The 20,752-nt window shown below is 37.1% G+C and carries 15 protein-coding genes; 1 reads left to right on the plus strand and 14 read right to left on the minus strand.

The genetic code is table 11. The annotated features are described in order from the left end of the window. Positions 1-121 precede the first annotated feature (121 nt). The 4 genes from BN1066_RS07685 to BN1066_RS07700 all read right to left on the minus strand — a co-directional run bounded on the left by BN1066_RS07685 (position 122) and on the right by BN1066_RS07700 (position 6,032). Positions 122-694, minus strand: a complete 573-nt coding sequence (locus BN1066_RS07685; RefSeq protein ID WP_077318837.1) for a TetR/AcrR family transcriptional regulator — start codon at positions 692-694, stop codon at positions 122-124. Between the two features lie 545 nt (positions 695-1,239). Further along, a complete protein-coding gene (locus BN1066_RS07690) occupies positions 1,240-2,652 on the minus strand; it encodes an MBL fold metallo-hydrolase (RefSeq protein WP_179104319.1) in 1,413 nt (470 codons plus the stop codon). 350 nt (positions 2,653-3,002) lie between these two features. Further along, positions 3,003-3,665, minus strand: a complete 663-nt coding sequence (locus BN1066_RS07695; protein ID WP_077318839.1) for a peroxiredoxin — start codon at positions 3,663-3,665, stop codon at positions 3,003-3,005. Positions 3,666-4,316: 651 nt separating this feature from the next. Further along, the gene (locus BN1066_RS07700; RefSeq protein WP_077318840.1) at positions 4,317-6,032 is read right to left on the minus strand and encodes an ABC transporter ATP-binding protein; all 1,716 of its coding nucleotides are present in this window, start codon (positions 6,030-6,032) and stop codon (positions 4,317-4,319) included. Between the two features lie 650 nt (positions 6,033-6,682). Between BN1066_RS07700 and BN1066_RS07705 the strand changes: the two genes are divergently transcribed. Beyond that, positions 6,683-7,072, plus strand: a complete 390-nt coding sequence (locus tag BN1066_RS07705; RefSeq protein ID WP_245799734.1) for a DoxX family protein — start codon at positions 6,683-6,685, stop codon at positions 7,070-7,072. A 381-nt stretch (positions 7,073-7,453) separates the two neighbouring features. Here BN1066_RS07705 and BN1066_RS07710 read toward each other — a convergent pair whose 3' ends face one another. From BN1066_RS07710 to BN1066_RS07755, 10 genes are all read right to left on the minus strand, one after another. Further along, positions 7,454-8,668 (minus strand): S1C family serine protease, encoded by a 1,215-nt coding sequence (locus tag BN1066_RS07710; RefSeq protein ID WP_077318841.1) that lies wholly within the window; start codon positions 8,666-8,668, stop codon positions 7,454-7,456. Between the two features lie 263 nt (positions 8,669-8,931). After that, complete coding sequence (locus tag BN1066_RS07715) at positions 8,932-9,717, minus strand: MBL fold metallo-hydrolase (protein WP_077318842.1); 786 nt, start codon at positions 9,715-9,717, stop codon at positions 8,932-8,934. Between the two features lie 25 nt (positions 9,718-9,742). Beyond that, positions 9,743-10,681, minus strand: coding sequence for a two-component system regulatory protein YycI (locus BN1066_RS07720; RefSeq protein WP_077318843.1), 939 nt, complete (start codon positions 10,679-10,681; stop codon positions 9,743-9,745). A 36-nt stretch (positions 10,682-10,717) separates the two neighbouring features. Continuing rightward, on the minus strand, positions 10,718-12,019 hold the full coding sequence (locus tag BN1066_RS07725) for a YycH family regulatory protein (protein WP_077318844.1): 1,302 nt from the start codon (positions 12,017-12,019) through the stop codon (positions 10,718-10,720). Further along, on the minus strand, positions 12,019-13,851 hold the full coding sequence (gene walK, locus BN1066_RS07730) for a cell wall metabolism sensor histidine kinase WalK (protein ID WP_077318845.1): 1,833 nt from the start codon (positions 13,849-13,851) through the stop codon (positions 12,019-12,021). Before walK ends, BN1066_RS07725 begins: the two co-directional genes overlap by 1 nt. Positions 13,852-13,860: 9 nt before the next feature. Then, on the minus strand, positions 13,861-14,565 hold the full coding sequence (yycF, locus tag BN1066_RS07735; RefSeq protein WP_077318846.1) for a response regulator YycF: 705 nt from the start codon (positions 14,563-14,565) through the stop codon (positions 13,861-13,863). Positions 14,566-14,944: 379 nt separating this feature from the next. Further along, positions 14,945-16,231 (minus strand): adenylosuccinate synthase, encoded by a 1,287-nt coding sequence (locus BN1066_RS07740; protein ID WP_077318847.1) that lies wholly within the window; start codon positions 16,229-16,231, stop codon positions 14,945-14,947. A 394-nt stretch (positions 16,232-16,625) separates the two neighbouring features. Further along, positions 16,626-17,993: a replicative DNA helicase gene (dnaB, locus tag BN1066_RS07745; RefSeq protein WP_077318848.1), complete on the minus strand. Its 1,368-nt coding sequence runs from the start codon at positions 17,991-17,993 to the stop codon at positions 16,626-16,628. A gap of 332 nt (positions 17,994-18,325) precedes the next feature. Further along, entirely contained in the window at positions 18,326-18,775 is a 450-nt protein-coding gene (rplI, locus tag BN1066_RS07750; RefSeq protein WP_077318849.1) for a 50S ribosomal protein L9, read from the minus strand. Further along, positions 18,772-20,742, minus strand: a complete 1,971-nt coding sequence (locus BN1066_RS07755) for a DHH family phosphoesterase (RefSeq protein ID WP_077318850.1) — start codon at positions 20,740-20,742, stop codon at positions 18,772-18,774. The genes rplI and BN1066_RS07755 overlap by 4 nt, the downstream gene beginning before the upstream one ends. Positions 20,743-20,752: the final 10 nt, after the last annotated feature.

Here is a 20,752-nt window from a genome sequence, read left to right on the forward strand (position 1 = left end):
AGTGCCAAACTTTCGGCGCAGGCGATCTGCTCGTTTTCGCTTAGACAAATACGTTTTAAAACGTTACGATTCCTGGCCATAGTTTAATGCTTTATTAAGCGAAAACCTGGATAATCTTAAATTACTTACATATTGCATTTTTGGCGAATTCTAGGACTTCCTTTTGTTTTTGATTTGCTTTTTTTTCATCTTGTTTATCAAATAAATAAGATTGTTCAGCCCCAGCTTCAATTAAACCTATTAATAATTTGGCCGTTGCATCAACATCCATATTCTCACGAAGAAATCCCGTTGCTTTTGGTTGGATTAAAAACTCGCGCATCCAAGCATAATAAGGCTCATATATTTTTTCCCACTCACTTAAATATTGACTAGAAGCCAATCCAGCAAACATTAAAGCATAGATTTCCCGATAATCGTTTGTTATTTTAAAAGCTACATGAACCACTAGTTCCAATTGTTCCATAAATTCCTTTTCAGGCTTTACCTCCTCTTCCATCGCTTCCACAATTCTCTTTACCATAACCTCGGCAATGGAAGGCATAACGGCTAATTTGGAAGGAAAATACAAATAAAATGTACCTTGGGCTACGCCAGCACCTTTAACAATATCAGATACCTTCGTTTTTTCAATTCCTTTTTCCTTAAATACTTGAATAGCTGAGCGAATAATTTTTTCTTTTTTATTGTCCACTGCTTCACCTCTTTCTCTATATGATTTGCTTTGTTAAATGATAGATATATAAGAAATCCGCTTGATGACTGACTATCAGTCATTTTATATGGATCCAATTTTTTTGTCAACAAAAATTAATTAAAAACTTGATAGGGGACACTATGAGTTATTTTTTAATAGGGAAGATGATGTCTGGCGAATCCTCAAGCTTTAATCGATCGTATCAACAACAAGAGAATAGCCTTTTTCTTTCACCTGTAACTTTATCCTGCTTCCTTTAATTCCTTAGAATACTTTTTCCGTTATTTTGAATTTTCTAATCCATTTACTCTTTCTTTCTCAAATTTCTCAATCCATCTCATAAAGGGTCTTATTATTGATTTATATTTCAGACATAATTTTCTTCGTGTATCATTTTCATCTTTATAAGCCATTATTACATTATATATAAATTCATGAGAATAAGATTCATAGAACATAAATAACTCCCCCTAAGGCAAAACCGATTTTTATTTTTTAATCTGTCTACCTTAGGGGGAACATATATTAGCAACTCTCTCTTTTCATTTATTGGTTATTTCTAGATTTTCATTTTCCCAGTTTATAAAGCCGCCTTCTACATTAATCACTTCAAAACCGTGATTCAATAAAATGCTGGAGGCAATAGCTGAACGTTTTCCTGATCTACAATGAACAGCGATAGGTTTATCATAGGTTAATTCGTCTAGCCGTTCTGGCAGCTGAGGCAGCGGGATATGCTTGGCATTTGGAATATGTGATTCCTCCCATTCCTCTTGATACCTTACATCTAATACTTGTACCTGAGCGCTTTTTCTCTTTTTATCTACGTTTTTTGGTGATTGGTGATCATAAGACTGTAGTTTTGTCGCTGTTTTAACTACGGAAAGCGGAAAGAAACCTTGTAAGTTGTCCATTCCCATATTGATTAGTATTTTTCGTAAGTCAGCGTATTGATGTGGTTCTGCAATAATAAAGATACCTTTTTCATAATTAGCAAGGCGACCTAACCACTCCGCAAATAAATCAGGATAGGGAAGGTTAATCGTTCCTGGAATACTTCCTCTAGAATAAACTTCGATGCTCCGCGTATCAATAACTAGATTGGTTATTTCCTTTGCTAATTTAGCGACTTCATTACCAGTTAGATACCATTCCACAGCTGTTGATACTTTAGAAAGTGGTGTCATTCCCGTTCTGTTTACTTCTTTCATTTTTGTAAAGTAAGCTGGAGGCTCCGGCTGACCATCAAGTATAAAGTCAATAAAATCAGCTTCATTTGTTGGTTGGAAGGCTGGATTAAATAACTTTTCATAGCCGACAGTAGACGCTGGAACAGATCCAAGTGATTTACCACAAGCACTTCCGGAACCGTGACCAGGCCAAATTTGTATATAATCACTATATTGTTTAAACTTTTGTAAGGAAGCAAACAGTTGGCGAGCCCCTTGCTCAGCGGAACCCTTTACGCCAACAGATTTTTCTAATAAATCAGGACGGCCAACATCGCCAACAAATATAAAATCGCCGGTAAACACTCCCATTGGCTTGTCTCCAGCAGCTCCATCGGTTAGTTCATAAGACATATGCTCTGGAGTGTGACCAGGAGTGTGAATTGCTTTTAGTTGAACATTGCCTAAATGGATGATGTCTTGATCCCTTAAGCCGTGCACAGATAATGAATCGTCCCAGTCATATCCTCCATTATCCGCTCCTTCTAAAGAATAATAGATCGTTGCCCCAGTACGTCTGGCAAGTTCGGTAACTCCTGATACAAAGTCAGCATGGATATGTGTCTCTACTGCAGCACGGATTTGAAATCCTTGTTCTCTTGCCACCTTTACATACTCCTCAATATTTCTTGACGGATCAATTACTGCGGCCTCACCTGTAGCTTGGCATGCCACCATATAGGAGGCTTGAGCTAGTGCCGAATCATAAAAATAGGTTAAGTACATAAATATCCTCCTGTATGAATATTCCATTACCTTTTGAAGTAGAATTCAACAAGCAGGTGAACGAATCGAGAAGGGCATATTCGTGTCAAGTGTTTCGTTGCCATTCGCTACCAGATACGCTGGAAACAAGAAAACGGAACAGCTCAAACGTTTCATTGTTAACCCTTTTTTCGAACCATCTCTTTCATGTAATATAATTAAATAAATAAAGAAAATAGGCCAGCGCAATTTTTATAACGCTGGCAACCTGCTCGCTTGCGCTTTTACATAAATCTAAAATTTTTATACTTGATTCAACTTCTTTATTTTCTCCCCCTGCTGTTGATTAAAGAAAATCAACGCTGATGAACTTACTTCAGTTCTTTTTTACAAAAATACCAATCGATACATTCATACTCACTATTGTTCATACGTTCATTTGCTTCTTCTTTTGTTTGCGGGGGCTTTACAATTACTTTATCTCCTGGCTCCCAGTTCGCCGGCGTGGAAACCTCATGATCATCGGTTGTTCGTAATGCTTTGACAAGGCGAACAATTTCTTCCATATTTCGTCCTGTAGACAGTGGATAGTAAATCAAAGCTCGAATCGTTTGTTTATCATCAATAACAAAGACCGCTCGTGATGTTTCAGTACCATCGGACTCCGGCATAATCATTCCATACTTCGTAGCAACCTGTTGATCTAGATCCGCTATGATTGGAAAGTCAATGGTTGTATTAAAATTTTCTTCTATATTTCTTACCCAAGCAATATGAGAGCTAACACTATCAATACTTAGACCAATTAATTCTGTATTCATACCAAGTAGACGATCGTAAACTTCTTGAAAAGCTACAAACTCAGAGGTACATACTGGTGTGAAATCAGCTGGGTGAGAAAATAGCACAACCCACTTACCTTTGTAAGCGCTTAAAGATAGCTCCCCATGAGTCGTTTTTGCTGTAAAATCGGGGGCTTTCTCACCAATTCTTGGCAAACTTTGTACTTGCATGGTTTGTTCCAATTGTTCCATCTGCAAATCCCCTCTCTATTAAATGATTATATATATTACTTGCTTTCCTTTATCTTACATGAACAAAACATCTTTTACTTTAAAATTGCAATTTGTCATTAATTATTAATAATTTCGATAATAAAATTTGCTTTCCTAGTCAGTTCTTAGCCTTGCTAACGGTATTTTCTTATATGTTACTGATAAGAGAGCATACTACAACCGATAATAAGAGGTTGTTTAAAAAACTTGGCAAAATAGCCATCGATTTCTTCGTATTTGGAATGTATGTTTTACAATGAAGTTAAAACAACTGAAAAGCGCAACTTGTTATCTAAACCAAGTTGCGCTACAACCTATGATAAAGTAAATCTTGTATTTTCATCATCCACTACGGATAGAAATAGAACAAAAGTTTACAATTCACAGGCGTGCTTGAAAAAAGCACCTTTTTTGCTGTCATAGCTTTCCTTGACCTTGTCTTTTTATAGCTGGTCCTTGAAAAACAACGATGCCTATTCAAGCAGCCTCTCTAATCCTTACCGCTCGAACGAATCGAGTATAAAAGTGCCGTTATCTCTCACTTAGACTTGTTCGTATTCTCGATAACTCTTAAAGTAGAGGTCTTACGTGCCATAGATGCGGAATAAATTTGTTTATTAAAAAATAAGCTTAACGCATTTGGGCACGATGAAGTTGCGCGAAAATGCCATCACGTTGTATTAATTGCTCATGACTGCCTTCTTCCTTAATCCCGTCTTTTGTCACGACCATAATTCGATCTGCATTTTTAATAGTTGCCAGTCGATGAGCAATAACAAGGGTTGTTCGATCTTTTGAAAGCTCATTTAAAGCTTGCTGAATAATCAATTCAGTTTCTGTATCTAAGGCAGAAGTTGCTTCATCTAAAATGAGAATTGGTGGATTTTTTAAAAACATACGAGCAATGGCAATTCGCTGTTTCTGACCGCCGGAAAGCTTTAAACCCCGCTCGCCAACCTGTGTTTCGTATCCATCAGGTAATTCGTTAATAAACTCTTCCATATGGGCTCGGCGTGCTGCCAACTCTATTTCTTCATCAGTGGCATCCAGTTTTCCATAAGCTATGTTTTCTCGTAATGTTCCAGTAAATAAGAAAACATCCTGTTGTACAATGCCTATTTGTTGACGCAAGCTCTCCTTCGTCATATCCCGAATATCCACCCCATCTATCGTAATTTTCCCCGCATCAATATCATAAAATCTAGGAATTAATGAGCAAATGGTTGTTTTTCCTGCACCTGATGGGCCGACAAAAGCAATTGTTTCTCCAACTTTAATATCAAAACTTATATCATTTAACACCGGTTTTTGTGTTTTTTCATAAGCAAATGAAACATGATTGAATGAGATGTTGCCGTGCAAATAAGCGATATCTTGAGCGTTTTTTTTATTTTGCACATCTGGCTCAACATCTAATAAATCTATAAATCGCTTGAATCCGGCCATTCCTTTCGGATAAAGCTCCAACAAAGCTGTGATTTTTTGAATAGGTGTAAATAATACATTAACAAATAACACAAAGCTGACTAACTCACCAATCATTAGTTGATTATTATAGGTCAGCCAAGCTCCGACCACTAGTACGAGTAACGTAATTAACCGCATAAGCATGTATATATTAGAATGAACGATTGCCATTACCTTATATGCTGATAATTTAGCTTTACGAAAACTGAAATTATCTTTTGTGAATCGCTTCATCTCATGTTCTTCATTCGTAAATGATTGTACTACACGAGCGCCTGATACAGCATCCTCAATACGTGCATTCACACCAGCAATATCCTCGTACATTTTTCCCCATGCTTTATTCATTTGAATATTGCTAAATGTGATTAGAAAAATCAATATTGGCACAGCTAACAAAATAATCAATGCCAGCTTTACATTAATCATAAACATAATAATAAAGGCGCCAAAAAACGTCATTAGGGAAATAAAGAAATCTTCTGGTCCGTGATGAGCAAGCTCACCAATATCAAATAAGTCATTCGTAATCCGGCTCATAATATGGCCAGTTTTAGTATTATCAAAAAAACGAAATGATTGCCGCTGAACATGGTGAAATAATTCTTGACGCATGTCCGTTTCGATATTAATTCCTAATTTATGACCTAAATAAGTCACTACATATTGTAAAAGTGTACTTATGATATAAACAAGAAGAAGTAAAATGCTGACAAGCACAATCAAGTTCCAGTCGTTTCCCGGTAACAGTTGGTCAATAAAATATTGTACAGCAACTGGAAATGCAAGTTCTAATAAAGCTACAATTACCGCTGATGTAAAATCCACGATAAACAATCGTTTATGGGGTTTGTAATAAGAAAAAAATCGCCGGATCATTCTTTTACGTACACTTCCTTTCCACTGCATAAAGAAATTATACGGTTTATAAGAATGCTTGGCAAGGTTGACTGCTTATTTGCATATATTATGAACAAAAGGCACTCACTTAAGCGACATACAAACAGCAAAGCTTTTGAAGCGATAAAGTGAAACCCTTCATTCCGTGGTACGCTTTTCACGGAATGTTAGTACCGCAAGGATATGATCTAAAGGCCCTTGAACGAATCCAGAATTTAAGAGCCATTTTTCATCATGCATGCCAAAACATAAAACAGAATTTTAAAAGGGGAAAATATGGCTCCTTACATTCGTATAAAGGAAATATGCCTCTAAAACAGGGATATCGACACCTGAGCGGCAAGCCCGGTTTTCGCCGACCTTCCTTTAGATTCGATCCGAGGTTGACTTATCGTAGAAAGAAGAGCGAAGTTTTGCTTTAGCTTGAGCGCTTAGACTAGAAGAAGCAACTTTTTAAAAACATCGACATGAAGAAATGGGTATTGCTTCCTGACTTAGCTAAGCCAATCTAGCAGATTCTCTTGCATATTTCTTTGCAATCCTCCATGTCAAATTTACGGACTGTTCATTTGCTTATTAAAAATGGACGTGTTGCTGCTGAATAAATCTGAATAGAAAGGAGGGATTTTATGAAATCGACTGTTCATATGCATGTGTTTCCGTGGATCTGCTATGCGATTGCATTTGTTTTTATTACATCAGGAATGATAAAGCTAGTTATCAGCGATTTTAAGACAACCTTCACTCAATTGGGAATGCCGTTTCCTGAAGTTACTCTGTTTCTTATCGCAATCATTGAAGTAGCTTGTGGAATATTAGTAGCAGGGAGAATTTATTTAAAAATAGCTGTAGCTCCATTAATTCTGATTATGCTTGGTGCCTTGTATGTAACAAAATTGCCTATTTTACTCCATAAAGGGCTGCTCCTTTTTTTATTTGAAGCCCGATTAGATATCGTCATGTTAATTTTATTATTAATCGCTTGGAGTAAACATAAAACAGTGGATAATCTTAACTAACAATAATTACATCTTTTTTGTTGATAACTCGTGTATAATTTGATTTTATCTGTTGAAAAGCTGTTGTCATCCACAAACTTATCCACATATGCACAAGTGTTCGTACCTATTTTGATATAATTTCCTTTCTTCATACCATATATTGATTTCCCACGCTATATTTATCAACAAAATGTGTATAACTTATAAATGTTGTGGATAAGCTCAAACCCCCCTTTATAATAGCGCCTTTATTCACGTGTGGATAAGCTGTTTACTAAGTACTTATTTCCTTTTCTAGCTTAGGCAATTACCTAGTTATTTACTAAATTTGCTTTATAAGATCATTCATTCTCTAGGCTAAAAAGCAACGAACTATCCCGAGCAGCTCGTTGCTTTTCTCTATTTCTGTGTTCCTAATTCAATTGTTGTTTCTTGTTTCCTTCCTTCTCGATAATAGGTAACAGTCACTTTATCACCTACTTCTTTTTCCTGGTAAAGAATTTTTCGGAGATCAATCATATTCCTTATCTGCTTACCATCTAATTCTGTAATGACATCTAGCCGCTTGAGACCTGCTCGATCCGCCGGTGATAGTGGCTCTACACTCCAAACGTAGACACCGCCTTCAATATCTTCCGGCAATTTAAGTGTATTATTCCATTCCGTTTGTGGTACCTCTTCTAATGAATAAATTTCAACACCTAAGTAAGGTCTCGTTACTTTTCCTTCCGTTTCCAGCTGGTTAATTATTGGTAGAGCAGAATCAATCGGAATTGCGAACCCTAATCCTTCCACAGCTGTTTGATTAATTTTCATGGAATTAATACCAATTAATTGACCGTTAAGATTAATAAGAGCACCACCGCTATTACCAGGATTAATGGCTGCATCTGTTTGAATAACTTCTGCTTGCCAATCAGCTCGACCATCCTGATTAAAATCTTGCGGAATTGTTCTTTCTTTTCCACTAATAACACCTTGTGTTACCGATCCGGAAAACATAAGTCCAAGTGGATTACCAATTGCTATCGCCGGCTCTCCTACTTTTACATTGGCAGAAGTACCGATTTCTATGACATTTTTTATCTTATCGCCATCCATTTTTAGCACCGCTAAATCAGAAAATAAGTCACTTCCTACTAACTTTGCTTCAATACGGGTGTCGTCAAACAACACAACTTCAATGGTATCAGCACCACTAACCACATGATGATTGGTTACTACATAAGCTGTGCCATCCTCTTTTTTATAAATAACACCTGAACCTTCTCCAGCCTGACCGTTTTCCTCCTGCTGCCAAAAATCAATCTGTTGCTGGATATTAATTACTCCTACTACAGCTGGTGCTACTTGATCAATAATTTCGGTAATTTGTGTTGAAATATCGACGTTCATTACTTGTTTTGGTCCATTTCCTTTTTTTGTTGAACCTAAGTCTTGCCGAGTTCCTGCTTCTTGCTCATTATTTGTTAGAATTCCTGTATCAACAAGTGCTGGTAAAGCAACTGTTACAAGTAAAACACCAATAATAACCCCAAGCAAAAGTGGTATTAGCCAGTTTTTCTTCTTCTTCCGTTGCGGATTTGGCGGATAATGCTGATCGTAATATCCCATTTATCTACCCCTTTACATACGTCCAGTACCGAGAATTAATTCAAACGCCCTGCCTCTAGAAAACTCTGGCCGTCTCTAAGCCTTGACAACAGGCAATACTAGTTTCAATTTTATACGTTAGATATGAAAATTTTTACTCGTATCTGGCCTCATCTTCAGTGAAACATATCTTGTTTTTCTTACGTATCAAAACATGGCCTTTCATTTAGGATAAAATGTCCTCTTTATTATTCCCCCAACAGCTGAAAAAATAAACAAATTGTTTAGCTTACTTCAAACAATGCAGTTGGTTTATCGTGATACGTATCCATTAATTCTAAGGAAATGCCCCGCTCTTGAAGTACATTATTTACCGACATTCGGGCTAGATCGCGCATATTATTATCTAAGCTTAAATGCGCCAAATAAATGCGTTGGGTATTATTATCAACAATATCTGCCAAAGCAAGACCACAGTCTTCATTGGATATATGACCCGAATCACCTAAAATACGGCGTTTCACATTCCATGGATACCTTCCCATTCGTAGCATACCAACATCATGATTTGCTTCAAAGATATAAGCATCTGCACTTTCTACGATTTTCTTAATACGCTCCGATACATAACCTAAATCCGTAACAAGCGCAACTTTTTTTCCTTGATGATGGAATGTATAAAACATTGGTTCTGCCGCATCATGAGAAACACCGAATGATTCAACATCAATATCGCCAAATGTTTTTATTTCCTCCAAGTTAAAATGAAATTTCTGATCAACAGACAGATTACCAATAGATTTTTCCATTGCTTGCCATGTTTTTGCATTTGCGTAAATAGGCAGCTTATATTTTCGAGCAAAAACACCAAGCCCTTTAATATGATCACTATGTTCATGAGTAACTAAAATACTTGATAAATTACTCGGGTCAATTTTTATTTCTTGAAAAAGACGATCCAACTGCTTGCCGCTTAAACCAGCATCAACAAGCAGTCTTTCTTGTTCTGTTTCAATATAAAATGCATTGCCTGTACTTCCTGAGGCTAACACACTAAAGCGTAAAGTCATTCATAGTCACTCCGATTTATCTATACTATTCTTCTATCCTTATATCTTCCGTTATGCTATCCTCTATAATCGATTCTTCTACCATTTTTATAAAATCGTCTTTCCAATCCACGTCCTTATTCATCTGTTTAAAGTTACTCAGATTACTTTTAATCGTGTCTGAAATAAACTTTGTATCATCTCCAGCATTAACATAACCTTCTACCGCATTGACGAAATAATTGCGTTCCTTATTTACCTCAATCTTATAAGTTGGTGCAAATACTTGGTTAGAACCTGTCTCAGATCCAATTCTTGTATAATAACCATTATCGACTGAAGTTACATTGTCTTCTGAAACCAACTCATTTTGATTATATAAATACCCAATGGCTTTGATTGGATTAAGGAGCTTACTTGGTTCACCTTGTTCCTTTGCATCTCCCAACATTGTTTGCATATAGTAAACCATCTCATTATCTTTGTTTAGGAATACAAGGATGGTACCATAGCGGTTAAAGTAAATCGGCCTATCTTTTTTTTGTTGAAAGAAGAGCAATACATTCGTTTTCTTATCCCAACCATAGAATACATAATCATTAGCAAAAGCCGTATAGCTTCTTATCAATTCATTCATACTTGTTTTATCTTGTGGAATTGGTACCGGACTATCAAAACGGGAGACAAGCAATGTCTTATTAATAAGTTGAACATCCTGTCCTTTTAAATCAGTAGCCTTTTTAATATCCACATCGGTAAATTTCTTAGGGGCAACATTAATATACGTATCTTTAGTTACATCCACGTGCTTATCACTAACTTTAATATTTTCCTGCTTTAACATTTCTTCAATCGTTGGTTCCTCCGTACTTGCCTGGTCGAAGGAATCCACCCTGTTTTGTTTATCCATAAACTCAATAAATAGATAAATATTGAGGATTAAGAAACATAGAATAAATAATGTTTTAATCTGACTCCATTGCATGCCTTAATTCCTCCAATATGAAGAATTAGATATCCTTTAAAACAAAATCTTCTGCCAATCTCCATTTACTTGCATAAACCAAGCCGGCTCCAATATTACTGAATTATCTTCTTGATATTGAAAATAATAACCCAATTGAATGTTTTCAATATCCTTGATATCGACTGTATCATTTAAATTACCCATTAGATGTGCAATTATTTTTGCACCAGATGGAACTTCTACTTGCTCTGTTTGAACTTCTCTGCCTAAGCTTAATAGGGATCGACTATACCGGTAGATGTCTTGCCCTTCATATTCCGTTTCAATAAATGTCAAGCCGTTTTTATTATGAACTGGATAACCATTGTATTGCATTTGATACGTAACACTATTGTTAGTTGTATTTAACTCGTACAGTTTATAATCATTAAACCAGCCTTTATGCGAGTTTATTCTTGAAATGCTTAGGTCAATTAACTCAATTGGTCCAATATCTCCAGATGCATTTTCGGTAGAGTTAGGATTATAAAATTCCAGCTTCGTCTCTTTTTGTCTGATTCGCATTTCTCGCGTACTGTCAGCATAATAATACTCACCTGAGTTCGTATTTCCTTTATTTGACCGGCTAATTAGGGTTGGGTCTGGGAATAAGACCTCAACAAATAAATCCGGTGATATTTTAGACACAATAAGGGATCGTTTTTCTAAGCCCTTCGTGTTATTACGAACATAGATATCATCATCACTATCGCGGGTTCCTTTATCAATCAATAAATATTCTGTTAGCCCTTTACGAGAACTTAATAAATCTTCCAGGCCATTATACGTTACAGCAACATTTAAGGATGCGGTTGCCAGCCTCCTTTTATCAATCGATGGAAAGAAAATAGAAATCGTTGCAGTATCTTCTTCTAATTTCAAATAGATACGATCAAATGACCAATTTGCTTTGATTTCATCGACATTTGCAAACGAAAAAAGACTGCTTGCAATTTCAATCGGTAAAGCATCTGGAAAGGTTATTTCAATATCATAATCCTTTATTCCCCTAGACGATGATTCCCTTATCGTAAAATCCGTCATTACCCAAGATTGCATATCTTGAAAAAACGCCTCTTCTTGCTGTGGATCCTTATAACCAAAATGTTCGTTGTTGATATGAAAGATGATCGAACTTGGTGCAATCAGGTTGTTTCTTCGTTCTTCCTTACCACCAACACTAACCTCACTAGCGTAATTTTTTCCTGTCTCTAATTGTTCAAAATCTGATTTGTAATTCCACAATCCAAAAGTTAACAATAAACTTAATGCAATCAACAATACTAATAAAATTGATTTAAACGTCTCCAACTTCATTATGCACCTCTCCGCTTCTGATTCATCAGCGGAAGCGTAAAGTAGATCGTTGTCCCTTTACCTTCTTTGCTTGCTGCCCAAATTTGACCATGATGTGCCTCTACAAGCTCTTTAGCAATAGCTAAGCCAAGTCCTGTTCCTCCAAGTTTTCTTGTTCTTGCCTTATCAGCACGATAAAACCGCTCAAAAATTTTCTCCAATTTATCATAAGCAATACCTAAACCTTGGTCTTGAATACTAATTAAAAGATGATGACGTCGATACTCCACATTTAATTTGATCGTACCGCCTTCAGGAGAATATTTAATGGCATTGGATATGATATTATCGAGTACTTGTGTCATTTTGTCCTTATCCATCCAAACATAGTAACTACCATTTGGTAACTCGCGCTTCAACTGAATCCTATTTGGCGCCTGCATTTCAAATCGATCGATAATTTGATGGAAATAATCAATGAATTCTACTCGTTCCTTCTGTAGAGGATACTCTTTGGCATCCATTTTAGAAAGTTGTAATAAATCGTTAACCATCCGAATCATCCGATCCGTTTCATTATGGACTACATGAAGAAATTTTGGTGCAATTTCTTTGTCTTCCCAAGCGCCATCAGTTAAAGCTTCTACATAGCTTTTCATTGTTGTAAGCGGTGTACGCAATTCATGTGAAACATTGGAAACAAACTCTCTCCGTTCTGCTTCCACCTTTTCTTGCTCTGTCACATCACTGATAACTGTAATAAATCCTGTTATATCTTCTTCATCATCAAACACCGTTGAAAAATTAGCTCGGAGAATAAAATCCTGTTCATCATCACCGAAATCAATGATCATCGATCCACTCTCATGCAGTTCAGATATATCTACCATTTTTTCTTCCAGATGCAATACATCCAGTAAAAATTCACCAACCATTTCATCCGGATTATGACCGATTAAACGCCCAGCCGCTTCATTCATCAATGTAATCGAACCAGAACTATCTGTTGCAATAACACCATCTGACATATTGGATAACACCGAGCTAAGCTTCCGCCGTTCCTCTTCAATCGTTGCATAGGAATGCTTTAGTTGATTGTTTAGATCATTAAAAGTTTCTGATAGATGACCAATCTCATCCCAGCCATACACATTTACCTTTTGAGTAAAGTCACCTCTTGCCATTTTTTGCGCTTGTCTCCGCATTTCAATAATTGGCTTGGTAATCGTTCGAGCAACTAAAATACCAATAAACGCAGATACTGTAATTGCTAAGACGGACCCTTGAAAGAATATCTCATTAATATTCATCAATTGCTTATATACAGGCTCTAATGATGCCTCTAAATAGATGACCCCTAATACAATATCAGGATCCTTTTCGTCAACAATAGGCTGAGAAAGAACATAAAATCGGTCATTGTCTTTTACATTTTTGCTTATCTCGGGTGAATTTGTCGTCAGCGTGCGCTGAATAATCGGGCGGGTTGTTTTCTTATCAATATCATCTTGTGATCCGAATCCTGTTGCTGCAATCACTCTGCTTTGATTATTAACGACTTGCAATGTCGTAATATCCTGTAGATCTACTTCCGAAACAATACCTCGTATTTCAGCTTCTAAGCTCGGCTCATTTGGGTCTTCTTCATCACGTTCACGTTGAAAAGCTTGCTCCAAGTTATAACTTAATAATTCAACACGAGCTTCGATAGATTTTTCAAAGCTTTCCATCAAGTTGTTTTCCAACTCTGTTGTAAAAAACGAGCCGATAACTTGAATAGCTACCAGCAACAACAAAATATAAATAATAATGAACTTCAATTGAATGGAACGAAAAAAACCAACTTTTTTCATGTACTAAACCTACTCCTGATCAGGATTACGCAAGTAATAACCTACTCCGCGTCGTGTTACAATCCACATCGGATTACTAGGGGTTTCCTCAATCTTCTCTCGCAGTCTTCGTACCGTAACATCGACCGTACGAACATCGCCGAAATAGTCATACCCCCAAACCGTTTCCAATAAATGCTCTCTTGTCATGACTTGTCCAATATGACGAGCAAGGTAATGCAATAATTCAAACTCTCGATGGGTGAGCTCAATTTGCTCGCCATCACGTGATACGATATACGCATCGGGATGAATAACTAACGAGCCGATTTTAATATCCTTCGAAGTCTTTGCAGTATCATCTGGAACAACTTGTTGTCTGCGAAGATTTGCTTTCACTCGGGCGATTAGTTCACGATTGCTAAATGGTTTCGTAACATAATCATCTGCCCCCAGTTCAAGCCCAAGTACTTTATCTATTTCAGAGTCCTTAGCTGTCAGCATAATAATTGGCATCGTTTGCGTTTTACGAATCTCCCGACATACTTCATTACCATCTTTATTAGGTAACATAATATCTAAAATTACTAGATCAGGATTCTCTCCTTGTGCTAAACGAATAGCTTCATCTCCATCATAAGCAACGATTACTTCATAACCTTCTTTTTCTAAATTAAATTTTACTATATCAGCAATTGGCTGCTCATCATCAACAACTAATATCTTTTGATTCACCTTTGCCACATCCTTCTTATATTACAATACTATCTATTCTATCGTACTTTTAAATAAAGTGAAACTTCATTTCAGTAATTTTAATTTCTATGAGCGTTGTCTAACACTTTAATTTTATACTAGAAAAAAGAACGATTCAAGCGTCGTTCACACATGAATCCGTCTTTCCTTTTATGTTAAAAAGAGAAAAAAAGGTGGACATAAGTATTTCGAATGATAACTACCATATTGAAACGGATATAATTTCCAAAATCCTATTCCAAATACAAAAAGTTCGCCAAGTTTTTGCCATTGTTTGACAAAGCTTAGCGAACCTATCGTTCATAGAGTAATCGATTATCAGCCAATACTAAGTGTCTATTTACAAAGGTTATTTGAATTAGCTATAAACGCTGCGCACAACATTTGTTTGTGTGCGATCCGGTCCGACCGAGAAAATAGATAATGGAATCTCTGTTAATTGTGAAACTCGTTCTAAGTAATGTCTTGCATTTTCAGGTAATTCATGCAAGCTCTTTACGCCAGTAATGTCTTCTGTCCAGCCGGGCATTTCTTCATAAACCGGCTCACACTGGGCAAGTACTGCTAGGCTTGCTGGAAAATCATGTAGAATTTCACCTTTATATTTATAAGCGACACAAATTTTCAATGTTTCTATTCCAGTTAATACATCGATAGAGTTCAAAGATAAATCTGTAATCCCACTAACACGACGAGCATGACGAACAACCACACTATCAAACCAGCCGACGCGACGTGGACGGCCTGTAGTCGTACCATATTCACGACCAACTTCACGAATACGATCTCCTGTCTCATCCTTTAATTCGGTCGGAAATGGCCCATCACCTACACGCGTAGTATATGCCTTGGACACGCCAACAACATGATTAATCTTTGTTGGTCCTACACCTGCTCCGATAGTAACGCCCCCTGCAATCGGGTTGGAAGATGTAACAAACGGGTAGGTACCTTGGTCAATATCAAGCATAACTCCTTGTGCACCTTCAAATAAAACCCGGCGCCCTTCAACCAATGCATCGTTTAGTACAACAGAAGTATCGCAGACATATGGAGCCATTTGTTGACCAAATGCATAATATTCTTCAAGGATATCATCCACTTGCATAGGCTCTACTTCATATACTTTCTCAAAGAGCCGGTTTTTTTCCTTTAAATTTTGCTCTAGTTTTTCTCGAAATATATCTTTATCCATCAAATCAGCAATGCGGATTCCGCAACGTGCAGCTTTGTCCATATATGCAGGTCCAATTCCTTTTTTCGTTGTCCCAATTTTATTTTCGCCTTTGTCCGCTTCTTGTAAAACATCTAATTTTAGATGATATGGAAGAATGACATGCGCTCGATTACTAATCCGTAAATTGTCGGTCGTCACATTCCGCTCATGCAAATAGGCAATTTCTTCTACAAATGCTTTTGGATCAATTACCATACCATTTCCTAAGACACATGTTTTTTCTTTAAAAAATATACCAGAAGGAATTAAATGCAATTTGTACGTAATATCGTCAAATTTAATCGTATGCCCTGCATTATTACCTCCTTGATAACGCGCAACAACTTCGGCATTTTGCGATAAGAAGTCAGTAATCTTTCCTTTCCCTTCATCGCCCCACTGCGTTCCAACTACTACTACTGAGGACATAGTGCACCTCCACTGAATAAATTTAATATATGTTTTTTTGAAATACATTAGTAATTCTACCAGTAAAAACAGAACCAGTCAACGTAAAACACGAACATTTTTTAAAATAAATCAATTAATATTCGTTTAATAAGTTATTATAAATGAAGATATTTGATTCGTACTTACGCATTCTTTTAAAAGAATACGGATAATGGCACTTTATAAGTTAGATCGGCTTTTCTTCACTTCTACTATTAGAAAGACTTGGCTTATCGCCAAGTCTTTATGGCGAAAGCGATCGTTTTTCTTATACTTTCCTATAGTAAAAAAAGTAGTACAAAACCATCGCCTTGGTTTTGTACTACTAATGTTAATATGTTTGGGGTGTATACCTTTCATAAGAGGCTGCTCACTATGCTTGGACTGGCACTGGTGGAATATCGCTTTCTGAATAGCGATGATCAAGATCAACGAATTTATTATATTCTTTAACAAAGGCTAATTCGACCGTACCGACCGGACCATTACGCTGTTTGGAAATGATAATCTCAATAATATTTTGTTTTTCAGACTCTGAATCATAGTAATCATCACGATAAAGGAAACCAACAATATCTGCATCTTGTTCAATACTTCCAGATTCACGTAAATCTGACATCATTGGACGTTTATCCTGTCGTGACTCTACCCCGCGGGAAAGCTGGGATAGTGCAATCAAAGGAACATTTAGCTCTCTTGCTAATCCTTTTAGTGATCGTGATATTTCTGAAACTTCCTGCTGCCTGTTTTCACGGGAATTTACACTTCCTTGAATAAGCTGTAAGTAATCAATTAAAATCATTCCTAACCCATGCTCCTGTTTTAATCTTCGGCATTTAGAACGAATATCAGCAACCCGAATTCCCGGAGTATCATCAATGTAAATGCCAGCATTCGATAAACTTCCCATTGCCATCGTTAACTTCGTCCAGTCATCTGCTTGTAACTGTCCATTACGCAGACGTTGTGCATCGATATTTCCCTCTGCACAAAGCATACGCTGTACGAGCTGTTCCGCCCCCATTTCCAAGCTGAAAATAGCCACGTTCTCATCTGTATTCACAGCCACATTCTGAGCTACATTTAAAGCAAATGCTGTTTTACCTACGGATGGGCGGGCAGCAATAATAATTAAATCATTTGGCTGAAAACCAGAAGTAATTCGATCTAAATCCCGGAAGCCAGTCGGAACTCCGGTAACATCCGCATTTTGTTGATGCAGCTGCTCAATATTATCATATACGTCAATTAAGACATCTTTAATATTTTTAAACGCCCCTGAATTTTTTCTGCTAGAAACATCAAGGATACTTTTTTCCGCTTCATTTAATACATCTTCTACATCATCCTGCCGCTCAAAACTCGATGTTACGATATCCGTTGCTGAGCGGATAAGCCTCCGCAATAATGCCTTTTCTTCAACGATACGGCAATAATAGCCAATATTTGCAGACGTTGGTACACTTTCTGCCACCTGAGATAAATATTGGACGCCTCCTGCTTCCTCCAATTGCTGTACATTGTGTAAATAAGCAGTTACAGTGACAACATCAATCGGTTCTCCTCGATCAGCCAATGCGATCATGCCAGCAAAAATGCGCTGATGACTAGCACGATAAAAATCCTCAGGATTAAGTATTTCAGCAGCAGTATTAAACGCCTCTGGATCGATAAAGATCGCCCCAATGATAGATTGTTCTGCTTCTATGTTGTGTGGAGGTGTGCGATCAATCTCATTCATCAAGTGTCTCCCCTTTCTGCGGAGGTAACATTAGAGAAGCACAAATGTCTTCATTTGTGCTCTCAAGATAAGAAAATGCCATATGTGCAAGTATAGTATTAAAAAAGTTGTTCAAAAACCCAGTTTAAAAGGTGGCTGGAGATGTCACCTTCTCGATCAAATTCGCTAGGTCGTACTAGTAGCAGCATTGCTATTTGCAGGTAAGAGTAGGCTTCACAGCAATACATAGCACGATGAAAAAATGCTTTTTCAATAACATTGCGATCTTAGCCATCTCGACACTTTTACCCTCTTTTTAAATTCACTTAAAGCTTGCTCATGCTTATCTTGGTCTATTGTTTTTCTATAACATGTACTTTAATGGTGCCTGTAACCTCTGGGTGAAGCTTTACAGGAACAGTGGTATAACCTAATGAACGAATTGGTGAATCCAGCTCAATTTTGCGTTTATCCACTTTATAACCATGATTTTTTTCTAGCGCTTCGGAGATTTGTTTGCTTGTTATTGATCCGAATAAACGACCATTATCACCTGATTTAGCGGTTAATTCCACAGTTAATTCTGCTAGCTTATCCTTTAATTTTATCGCTTCGTCTTTTTCATCTTGTTCCAACTGTTTCTGTTTGCGTTTCTTCGCTTCTAGAGCTTTCAGATTACCTGGGGTTGCTTCTTGGGCCAAATTATTTTTTAATAAATAATTCCGAGCGTAACCATCGGAAACGTTTTTTACATCGCCTTTCTTACCTTTACCTTTAACATCTTTAAGAAAGATTACTTTCATTCAGAATCGCTCCCCTCATAATATTCATCTAGTATCTGTTTTAACATCTGTTCTGCTTCGTCAACTGTTATATCAGCAATTTGTGTGGCAGCATTTGTTAAATGTCCGCCACCATTCATTTTTTCCATAATCACCTGAACATTGATATCCCCTAATGAACGGGCACTAATTCCCACTCTTCCATCTCTTCTCTCAGAGATGACAAAGGAAGCAGCTATCCCACTCATTGTCAGCAAAATATCTGCTGTCTGAGCAATTAATACAGGACCATGCACCTGACCTTTCTCAGCTTTAGCAATCGCTATTTGGCCGCGGTACATTTCTGCTCGCTCAATTAATTTGCTGCGCTTGATATAAACCTCCATATCTTCTTTCATAAACTCCTGAACAAGGACTGTATCTGCACCTTTTGCTCGTAAATAGGAGGCAGCATCAAAGGTTCTGGACCCAGTTCTTAACGTAAAGCTTTTCGTATCCACGATAATTCCTGCTAAAAGAGCTGTTGCTTCAAGCATACTTAACTTCAGCTTTTTCGGCTGGTATTCTAGAAGTTCTGTTACTAATTCAGCTGTGGAAGAAGCGTATGGCTCCATATACACCAAAGTAGGATTTTCAATAAAGTCTTCTCCCCGACGATGGTGATCTATAACAACTTTATAATCTGATTTCTGTAACAACACTTCATTTGCCACCATAGAAGGCCGATGGGTATCGACTACAACGACAAGGCTTCGATTATTGATAATAGATTCCGATTCATCTGGATCAATAAAATATTGCCAAAGCTCTTTATCTTGTTTAATAGCCTTAACTACACGATGGACTCCTGTATCCACATCTTCCGGATCAAAGACAATATAGCCAGGTACATCATTAGCAAGTGCAATGTTTAAAATACCGATTGCTGATCCTAATGAGTCCATATCAGGTGCCTTATGGCCCATTATAATAACATTGTCACTCGCTTTTATCAATTCCTTTAAGGCATGAGAAATAACCCTTGCTCTTACTCGCGTTCGTTTCTCCATTGGATTTGTTTTTCCTCCATAAAAACGAACTTTACCAGACTCATCCTTAATAGCCACTTGATCACCACCACGACCTAATGCAAGATCAAGGCTGGACTGTGCTAATTCGCCAAGTGTTGGTAAGTCCACATCGCCTACACCAACTCCGATACTTAGTGTCACAGGTGTATTTCTTTCACCACTTAATTCCCGAACTTCATCTAGAATTTCAAATTTACCTTTTTCCAGCTGTTCTAATATTTGCTTCGTCCCAACAGCAAGAAACCGTTCCTGGGATGTCCGTTTTAAATAAAGACCATACTTTTTTGACCATTCATTTAAAACGGAAGTAACTTGTGAATTCAAGTGGCTTTTACTTGTGTCATTCATGTTTTGCGTAATCTCTTCATAATTATCCAGAAAGATAAATCCAAGTACCGTTTGCTCATTACGGTATTGTGTTTGTAATTCTGATTGCTCTGTTCGGTCAAATAAATAAAGCAGCCGTTCTTCTTTTTTCACAACCGTTTCAAATACATAGCCTTGTAATTCAAACCAAATTTTGTCTTTGTTCTCCTTTATCATCGGAATTAGATCCTCCGATAAGGTATGAAGTGAATCACCGACTAATGTGCCGTCATCAAATTGGTTCATATACGGATTTGCCCATTCAATTTTATAATCTTCACTGAATAAGATAATCCCAAACGGCATCTCCAATAATGCCTCTTCTCCAACTTTTTTAATTCGGTATGATAATGTTGTAATATATTTTTCGGCTTCGTCCTGCAAAGCTTGTTCAGAACGGATGCTATAGTAAAGCGAAACAGCTAACAGGATCGTCATCACTATCCCAAGTATCCATTGGAAATACCAAGCAACACTAAGCAAGATAATGGATAATAAATAAATAACCCATACATGAGTCCGCAGTTTCGGCCTTTTTTGCTTATCTGACATCACATTCAGC

The organism is Virgibacillus proomii, from assembly GCF_900162615.1.
GTDB classification, from domain to species: domain Bacteria; phylum Bacillota; class Bacilli; order Bacillales; family Amphibacillaceae; genus Virgibacillus; species Virgibacillus proomii.

Excerpts from the sequence above, each read along its gene's own strand:
- BN1066_RS07690 (WP_179104319.1), bottom strand. The coding sequence starts at position 2,652 with ATGTACTTAACCTATTTTTATGATTCGGCACTAGCTCAAGCCTCCTAT.
- BN1066_RS07695 (WP_077318839.1), bottom strand. The coding sequence starts at position 3,665 with ATGGAACAATTGGAACAAACCATGCAAGTACAAAGTTTGCCAAGAATT.
- BN1066_RS07700 (WP_077318840.1), bottom strand. The coding sequence starts at position 6,032 with ATGATCCGGCGATTTTTTTCTTATTACAAACCCCATAAACGATTGTTT.
- BN1066_RS07705 (WP_245799734.1), top strand. The coding sequence starts at position 6,683 with ATGAAATCGACTGTTCATATGCATGTGTTTCCGTGGATCTGCTATGCG.
- BN1066_RS07710 (WP_077318841.1), bottom strand. The coding sequence starts at position 8,668 with ATGGGATATTACGATCAGCATTATCCGCCAAATCCGCAACGGAAGAAG.
- BN1066_RS07715 (WP_077318842.1), bottom strand. The coding sequence starts at position 9,717 with ATGACTTTACGCTTTAGTGTGTTAGCCTCAGGAAGTACAGGCAATGCA.
- BN1066_RS07720 (WP_077318843.1), bottom strand. The coding sequence starts at position 10,681 with ATGCAATGGAGTCAGATTAAAACATTATTTATTCTATGTTTCTTAATC.
- BN1066_RS07725 (WP_077318844.1), bottom strand. The coding sequence starts at position 12,019 with ATGAAGTTGGAGACGTTTAAATCAATTTTATTAGTATTGTTGATTGCA.
- walK (WP_077318845.1), bottom strand. The coding sequence starts at position 13,851 with ATGAAAAAAGTTGGTTTTTTTCGTTCCATTCAATTGAAGTTCATTATT.
- BN1066_RS07740 (WP_077318847.1), bottom strand. The coding sequence starts at position 16,231 with ATGTCCTCAGTAGTAGTAGTTGGAACGCAGTGGGGCGATGAAGGGAAA.
- dnaB (WP_077318848.1), bottom strand. The coding sequence starts at position 17,993 with ATGAATGAGATTGATCGCACACCTCCACACAACATAGAAGCAGAACAA.
- rplI (WP_077318849.1), bottom strand. The coding sequence starts at position 18,775 with ATGAAAGTAATCTTTCTTAAAGATGTTAAAGGTAAAGGTAAGAAAGGC.
- BN1066_RS07755 (WP_077318850.1), bottom strand. The coding sequence starts at position 20,742 with ATGTCAGATAAGCAAAAAAGGCCGAAACTGCGGACTCATGTATGGGTT.